The following is a 7,454-nucleotide window of genomic DNA, read 5'->3' as shown; positions in this document are numbered from 1 at the left end:
TTCGGTGGGACGAGTAATCGCAGTCCCAGCACGCGTCCGAAGACCCCGCAGAGTGGTTTTCTCGAGGAGGCTGAGGCCGTGCCCGTGGAAAGCGAAGTATTCTGCCGGAGCGAGTTTTAGCGCTCAATCATCATTAGAATAAGAGAAATCGTCATGTTAGATAATTTTCACTATGTCGCAGTTTATATCCACCACGAAGATGATAAAACAATAAAGCCCACAAAAAAACACTAGCCAAATTTGCTAATGTTTTTTAAGGATTTGATCCATGATTGTATGGATCGAATTCTTTTCCAGATTTTTATGATATGTGCTGATTTTCCCCTCATACGCTTTCTGTATGGATATATCCGTAAAAAAAGTCACTATCTGATTTTCCACGGAATCATCTCGCGCTTCAAGTGGGATTACTACACCTAATGCCTTTAGTTGATTAAGATTAATTTTTTCCTGACCTGGAAGTGCTTTGCTAACAAATATCGGTTTGCGCTTTATCAAACATTCACTTACCGTTACACCTCCAGGCTTTGTAAGAACAGCATCTACCCTTTCATACAACAGGTTCATTTTTTCTTTACTTTTCACATATGGAATTGGTGTGATAGATCGACTTCTTTTCGCATTCAATTGATTATATAATAGCTTATTTTCCCCACATAAAACATAATAATGGAGCTTACTGCTGGATGGTTGTGCCGGCAATAATTTATCTATTTCCCCTACTCCGAGACTTCCCCCAGTTACCAATACCGCAATCTCATTACCTTCTTTTTGCCCACCTGATTTCGATTCAAATGCAGGATGGACAGGTATTCCTGTAATAAATATGCGTTTCTCCTCAACTCCAATGCTTTGCAGAAATTCCTTCACGTGAATGGATGGGACAAAATGATAATCTATACCATCTACTCCCCAGACACGATTTACAAAAAAGTCCGTATATACATTGATCGTAATGGCATTCAGCTTTTTCTTTTGTTTTAAAACACTGGCAATATTGGACGGTAGGGCATGTGTACAAAACATAATGCCTGGCTCATGTTCATTCACAAGTCTTTTAAAAAAATACATGAAAAGTGTTTCGTAGAGAATTTGGCGATTTCTTTTGGAAAGTTTTTTATAGGCTAAGTGGTCATAAAGCCAATCATATACACCAGGCATTATTTTAATCCAACGCAAATAAGTGGAGGAAACTACTTTTTCCATCCTTCCATAGCTATATGACAAAATATCGACTTTATCACAGCGCATGTCCTTTCGGAGCTCATACATCAATGCATCTGCTACATGATGATGCCCTGTTGGTATTTGCATAAATGGCAAAAATAATGCTTCGTTTTTTACGGACTCTTCCATTACATCAACTCCATTTAGATACCTTCAATTACCAGTGAAAAAGGTGAGTCGAACATGTTATACTCTTTATCGGGGAGGAGCTAAAAATGACTTATTTAATTATTACTTTACTTTTAATAGCATTCGGTATCCTTATTTACAAAGCTTACACCAACACGAAAGATATACAGATCAATAAAATTAAAATAGATTCCAAACAAACGATTGATAATTCATCCATTTCCATTCTTCACCTTTCAGACCTGCACCTGGAAAACATATCAATATCTCCAGAGGAATTGGCATTGAAAGTCCAAAATGAAAAACCCGATATCATCGCTTTAACAGGTGATTTTCTTGATCGCAAACGAACGATTCCAAAACTAATTCCCTATTTAAAGGTACTGCAGGAAGTTCAACCAAAGCATGGCATATACGCAGTATTCGGTAATCATGACTATGTGTTAAAAGATAAAGATTTTGCTAAATTGAAAGATCTGCTTCTACAGTTTGATTGTCATGTTCTGCAAAACTCCAGTGAAACGATAACGATCAAAAATCAGGTCATCAATATTATTGGGATCGATGATTACTCTACAAATAGAAGCGATATTTCATTGGCTTATAAGCAGGTTATACCTGGTATGAATATTGTGCTTACACATGACCCGACTATCGTACTTGAAATGGAAAATTATGCCTTTGATTACTTGTTGGCAGGTCATTTTCATGGTGGACAGATTTGCTATCCAAAAGCGTATCACCTCGCTAAAATGGGAAAGCTGGCGCGTAAAAATATAATAAAAGGATTGCATATGCACAACAGCTCCCCATTTTATATTAGTGAAGGCTTAGGACAAACCGGATTCAATATCCGAGTTGGCAGCCGGCCGGAGATCACGCTTCATGATGTTGCCATATCTCATAAATCTGCTTAACCATGTGCGCTATATTTATTGTTCAATTCATTCCTGGACATGAATAAATAAACAGGATCATCCATACGTTTTTTGCCGGAAATTAGGTTTATCGGCAAAAACGTTATTTTTTTATATATTCGATAATAGGAATTTTTAATTGGAAAAACCTCTAATCCCAAGCGATTAGCACCCTTATATAATGTTGTAATGCCTATAATACCTTTAATTTCATTGTTTTTTTGATGATCCTTAATATATGCAGCAAGCCTGGGAAGGGCACGTTTAACCATATGATAAACAAATACAGCCCGTTTGATTTCACTATTAATGGATTGTAATTCATTGATCATTCTTACATTATGCAAATGTATTTTTATTAGCAAATCATTTTTATCAATAACTGTACCATCGGTGAGCACGACTTTCACACCCTTATATCTTGTCAATCTGACACGAAATAATGTATTACAATTATCCTGCTCAGGCACGTAGCGTAACCGTGTAAAAGTATAATACAATGGATCAATCGCATTCCAGACACCTAATAAATAACTTTTCATCCCGATTTCCCTTTCTCATTAACCTTTAAATCATTTTAAATTACATCCTTAGTTTGTATAGCTTTTGATTAAAATATTGAAGGTATTTTTTGGGGAATTTTAAAACCGAATAGTCGATTTAATAACTTATCAAAGAAATATTTTGTATGTAGTTGAAGAGTCATTATAAAAATGAAGGGCTTAGAGAATTAATTCTCTAAGCCGTTTTAATCTGAATTATACTGTGTAACCAGTTGCTGAAATCGTTTGAATTCCTTTACTCTGTTACTACGATTAGCCCAACTGCGCCTTTGACTGCGTGATTGAACTGATGTGTTACGAAAGGATATTCCCCTGCTTCTTTTACTGTGAATTCCACTACTGCCCCACCACTTGCCGGCAGCATAACCGTCTGCATTCCCTCAAAGTGGTTTGCCGGATTACCACCCACATACACATCGTCAAAGATTGTGCCAATTACGTGGAAAGAACTTACTTCATTCGGTCCAACGTTGTTTATATAAATTCTGACTTTATCGCCTACTTTTGCTTCCAACGGTTCGTTTTGAACAGCACCTATAGTACTATCCGTATTTGGTTGACCTTCATGGAGTCTTTAGTAGAGAAAACCACCTGTGAAGGCACATTATTCTTCATATCATCCAAGTCATTATATTTATTGAGGATGTTCAAAAAGCTCCCTTTTAAATAAATTTTTAGCTTAATATTGTTCATCAATACTTCCATAATTGGGTGTAGTGGAAGAAAATATGAGTTAGTTAAATTAACTAAACATCTGTGTAGATCAACCCTAAAAAAGGGCGTCATTCTCATTTCCATTTTACCATATTTAGCTAAAGGCGCATTTTTATTTTTGTGAAAAATTTGAACTATTGGTTCCCGCTACATTAAGTAAATTCAGTAACAGCCCTACCACTTAATAGTTTCGAAACTATATGCTTAAACCTGGAATATAGTGCCGACAAATGAGTACTTCTTTTCACGCCTCCACTTTCCTTTCAACCATGGAAAGGAAGATTTCTTCTAATGAGGTGTATCCTGTTTGCGAATAAATTTCTTCCAGTGTTCCGGCAGTTTTTATTTTTCCTTCAAACAAAATGACAATCTCATCACTAATTTCTTCCACGTCCCGCATGATGTGACTGGATAATATGACTGTTTTACCAGCATCAATTAATTCCTGTAAAATCCATTTAAACTGGATCACCCAGAATGGATCCAAGCCATTTGTTGGTTCGTCCAAAATATATAAATCCACATCAGCTAACAGTGCTTGAGCTAGATTCACTCGTTGTGTCATTCCTTTAGAAAAGGAGCCAACTTTATGATTTCTTTTGTCCCATAATCCAACTCTTTCCAGGACCGCTTTAATCTTTTTTTTCGTTGCACCTATAAAGGATGCATAGTAGTCCAACACTTCAACAGGAGTTAATTCTGCATGAAAATTCATATGGTCCGGCATATAGGAGAAATGCTTTTTGTCTTTTGTATTAAATCGAATGGATCCACTCGTTGCTTTTTCAATCCCGGTAATTATCTTTATTAACGTACTTTTACCAGCTCCATTCCCACCACAAATCACTACACATTTGCCGGTCTTAACGTCTATATTTGTTGGATACAGTACGGTTTTTTTTCCATAACTTTTTGAGATATCCGTTATTTTCAATTTAATATTCTCATTCATTTATGCCACCCTCCTTTTTATTACTAGGACAGATAATATTAATGAAATGATTATGATCAGTATAATTGACATGAAGAAATAAACATTTAACGTACCACTTGCTCCCCACTCATCTAAAATTAAATACTGGGAACCAAATATATAATTGGCACCTAAGTTATTAATCGCCCACACACGAATGGATTCGACCGGATTTGCAAGAATAAGCACAAATAATATGTTTAATTTTTGGGCGTACGGAACGAAATCAATAATCGAATAAATAATAAATTCATAAACAAAAACGAGAAAACTCCAGGCAAACAGGGCAAGTGATAATCCTTGCATTCGTGTTACAGCATAGGAGCCAATCAGGATAGCCAGACCTGAAAACACAAAAATAATAAGTAGATTAAGTGCGAGGAATACCCCAAACATCATTGCATCCTGCAAAGCGCCTGTAAAATAGAGAAATAAACCAAATATTCCATACGAGACACCTAGTGAAATCATTAAAGTAACACAAAGAGACATATACTTACTGATTAAATAATACCCATTGGACATTTGATAGGTCCGGTATAAAGAAAATCTGCCTTCTTCTTTATCCGCTACAAGCGAATTCGTGCCAATAATCAAACAAATGATAGGAACGATCCAAAGAGATAGATTAATCAGCATGGCAATAGAACGACTATACGCATTGCTCATTGTTTCCTGCGTCAGATTTCCATCTTCATCATATACGGCCGACGTATCTTCCACGGCTTCCAGTCCAAAATAAGCCGGATCCACTTCCCCTACTGAAAACACCACGCCTCCTGTTTCACCACTATCAGTAACCACAGGAACAGCTGTACTTTTTGCTGATTCAATTCCATAAAAATAAAGCAAAAAGGCAAGCCCGATAAATAGGACAAGTAAGCTTAATAACCATTTACTCCGCAACAATACTCGTATCTCTAATTTTAGCATTGACTGAAACATTGATCTCTTCATCACCCAGCCTCCTTGTCAGTCATTGCAATCACTGAACAACTGATGACTTTACCCATGTCTTCATGATCATTTTAAGCATCATTGCCGTCGTCTTCATGTTCTTCATCTTCACCATGACGCTCTTCTGAATGACCTCTGTACCATTCTTCAAGTGATGCCGTATCAATAGCTGTAATTTCATCACTTGTAAATAAATTACCCTGACCACTGGCTGTCATATACTCCTCGGCCTCCTGCTCTGAACTGAAGGCAATAAAACCATAACTCATTGGTGTTTGAATGCTCTCGTCATGTACAAAATAAGCATTGGATAAATCATTCCAATCACCAGAATTGTAATCAACAACATAAGAAACTTCCACATCATCCGTTGTATCCTGTAAATACATCAGCATACATCCTATATCGTCAAAAATACGGGGTGTTCCATCTGCTAACAGTGTTTGAGAAGCTGCTTCCAGATCCTCAATTCCCATATAGCATGTATGACATTGGTCGCTCTCCATAGAAATCTCAGCAGGATCATACGAGGTTTCTCCACAGGATGCCAATAAACCAATCATCATCAGTAAAATAATTGGAATTATTTTCTTCTTCATACCTTACTCCTCCTTGTCAGATATACTGCCAAAACACTAATAGCAATGATTGAAATGAATAAGAATAACAACGTAACCGGACTTGCAAACCCCATCTGCTCACCTTCTGGCGTATACACTTCAACCTGTGGAACGATTTCTACAGATTCAGACAATGAAAATTCGTCAATAACGTGGGTTTCAGATGGAATATGCGTATATTGTTCAATCGTATTCCACAGACGAACGGTTGGGCTATCAAAAAAGACTTGTAAAATCGAATCTCTTTCAATCATTTGATAGAAAACATCACCACTTTTATAAACAAAATCATTTATTCCATCCGCTTCTAAATCCAGAATTTGCTGATCATCCCAATAGTTTCCAACTTCTCCCCAGTTGAATTCATTCTCATTTTCCGGGTTTGTAACGACCTGTTGCGTATTTTTCGTAAAATTATTTAAGAAAATCCGATTATTGATTGCGCCTTCTCCTAATTCAATTCCCCTGATATTTTCAGTAATTTCATTTCTTACAATTTCATTTATTTGCGCATAACTTAGAAAAATGCCTTTCGAATTCCCTTTTATAATATTATCTGATATCGTTGACTCAAATAAGTCATATCCAAAAATACCAGCACCATCAGAAAGCGTATTTAAGTGGAAATAATTATTTTTAATGGTTATATTATTACTTTGCATAATCATGCCGCCATTATAACTTCCTCTTACTTCATTGTGCGTAATAACAACATTTTCTGCATACATCGTATGAACGCCGTACCTCGCATTAATAAACCGATTATAATTGATTTGTGATGAGGCGGAATGCGAAATCCAGACACCATCTTGGGTATCATACGTTTCATTATGCGTAATCACGGCACCATCACCATTAATTACGTACATACCATAACCATATTTCTTACTTCCTTTCAGTTCGTCCCAGCTGGAAATCGTATTTCCTGTAATGATATTTCCGTAGCCATCCCTTACAAGCACACCATGGAATACATTATTAATCATATTATTTTTTATTTCGTTTCGATTTCCGCGAGAAAAGATACCAGCAGCATCTGTTCCCCCACCTTCAATATTAAGATTGTCAATAACAACATCATCTGCTTCAATCGTGATTGGGTAACCTCGTTCAAGCCCTTGAATATAAGCTTCTCCTTCTGATCTAAGCTCAATCGATGATTCAATCGTAAAATTACCATGATATTCTCCATCTTCCAAAAGTATGACGTCACCATCACTTGCCACTTCCAGTGCAATACGTAATGATTCACCATCCGTTACATGGATTTCATTTTCGTTAGCAAAACTTGAGCTTGGCAAAATGAAAAAGATAATTAAAACGATCAATCCAATTTTCTTCCACATTTTCTCAC

At 36.5% G+C, this 7,454-nt stretch carries 7 protein-coding genes and 1 pseudogene; 1 reads left to right on the top strand and 7 read right to left on the bottom strand.

Annotation, left to right across the window (positions count from 1 at the left end; translation table 11 throughout):
• Nucleotides 1–243: 243 nt before the first annotated feature.
• The gene (locus CIL05_RS04880) at nucleotides 244–1,356 is read right to left on the bottom strand and encodes an MGDG synthase family glycosyltransferase (RefSeq protein ID WP_095654373.1); all 1,113 of its coding nucleotides are present in this window, start codon (nucleotides 1,354–1,356) and stop codon (nucleotides 244–246) included.
• Nucleotides 1,357–1,442: 86 nt separating this feature from the next.
• Between CIL05_RS04880 and CIL05_RS04875 the strand changes: the two genes are divergently transcribed.
• The gene (locus CIL05_RS04875; protein WP_095654372.1) at nucleotides 1,443–2,273 is read left to right on the top strand and encodes a metallophosphoesterase; all 831 of its coding nucleotides are present in this window, start codon (nucleotides 1,443–1,445) and stop codon (nucleotides 2,271–2,273) included.
• Here CIL05_RS04875 and CIL05_RS04870 read toward each other — a convergent pair.
• The 6 genes and pseudogenes from CIL05_RS04870 to CIL05_RS04845 form a co-directional block, all read right to left on the bottom strand.
• Entirely contained in the window at nucleotides 2,270–2,815 is a 546-nt protein-coding gene (locus CIL05_RS04870; protein WP_095654371.1) for a YkoP family protein, read from the bottom strand. The genes CIL05_RS04875 and CIL05_RS04870 overlap by 4 nt on opposite strands.
• 256 nt (nucleotides 2,816–3,071) lie before the next feature.
• A pseudogene (locus tag CIL05_RS04865) lies at nucleotides 3,072–3,472 on the bottom strand (multicopper oxidase domain-containing protein); the annotation flags it as partial.
• A gap of 322 nt (nucleotides 3,473–3,794) precedes the next feature.
• A complete protein-coding gene (locus tag CIL05_RS04860) occupies nucleotides 3,795–4,502 on the bottom strand; it encodes an ABC transporter ATP-binding protein (RefSeq protein ID WP_240510112.1) in 708 nt (235 codons plus the stop codon).
• Nucleotides 4,503–5,480: an ABC transporter permease gene (locus tag CIL05_RS04855; RefSeq protein WP_095654370.1), complete on the bottom strand. Its 978-nt coding sequence runs from the start codon at nucleotides 5,478–5,480 to the stop codon at nucleotides 4,503–4,505.
• 71 nt (nucleotides 5,481–5,551) lie between these two features.
• On the bottom strand, nucleotides 5,552–6,079 hold the full coding sequence (locus CIL05_RS04850) for a nitrous oxide reductase accessory protein NosL (protein ID WP_095654369.1): 528 nt from the start codon (nucleotides 6,077–6,079) through the stop codon (nucleotides 5,552–5,554).
• Complete coding sequence (locus tag CIL05_RS04845; RefSeq protein WP_095654368.1) at nucleotides 6,076–7,446, bottom strand: right-handed parallel beta-helix repeat-containing protein; 1,371 nt, start codon at nucleotides 7,444–7,446, stop codon at nucleotides 6,076–6,078. Before CIL05_RS04845 ends, CIL05_RS04850 begins: the two co-directional genes overlap by 4 nt.
• Nucleotides 7,447–7,454: the final 8 nt, after the last annotated feature.

It is taken from the genome of Virgibacillus profundi (genome assembly GCF_002287375.1).
Classification (GTDB): Bacteria; Bacillota; Bacilli; order Bacillales; family Amphibacillaceae; genus Virgibacillus_K; species Virgibacillus_K profundi.
This window is presented reverse-complemented; position numbering and strand designations above follow the sequence as displayed.

Bases quoted from the DNA above. Each gene is read 5' to 3' on its own strand.
- CIL05_RS04880 (WP_095654373.1), bottom strand. From the start codon at position 1,356: ATGGAAGAGTCCGTAAAAAACGAAGCATTATTTTTGCCATTTATGCAA.
- CIL05_RS04875 (WP_095654372.1), top strand. From the start codon at position 1,443: ATGACTTATTTAATTATTACTTTACTTTTAATAGCATTCGGTATCCTT.
- CIL05_RS04870 (WP_095654371.1), bottom strand. From the start codon at position 2,815: ATGAAAAGTTATTTATTAGGTGTCTGGAATGCGATTGATCCATTGTAT.
- CIL05_RS04860 (WP_240510112.1), bottom strand. From the start codon at position 4,502: ATGAATGAGAATATTAAATTGAAAATAACGGATATCTCAAAAAGTTAT.
- CIL05_RS04855 (WP_095654370.1), bottom strand. From the start codon at position 5,480: ATGAAGAGATCAATGTTTCAGTCAATGCTAAAATTAGAGATACGAGTA.
- CIL05_RS04850 (WP_095654369.1), bottom strand. From the start codon at position 6,079: ATGAAGAAGAAAATAATTCCAATTATTTTACTGATGATGATTGGTTTA.
- CIL05_RS04845 (WP_095654368.1), bottom strand. From the start codon at position 7,446: ATGTGGAAGAAAATTGGATTGATCGTTTTAATTATCTTTTTCATTTTG.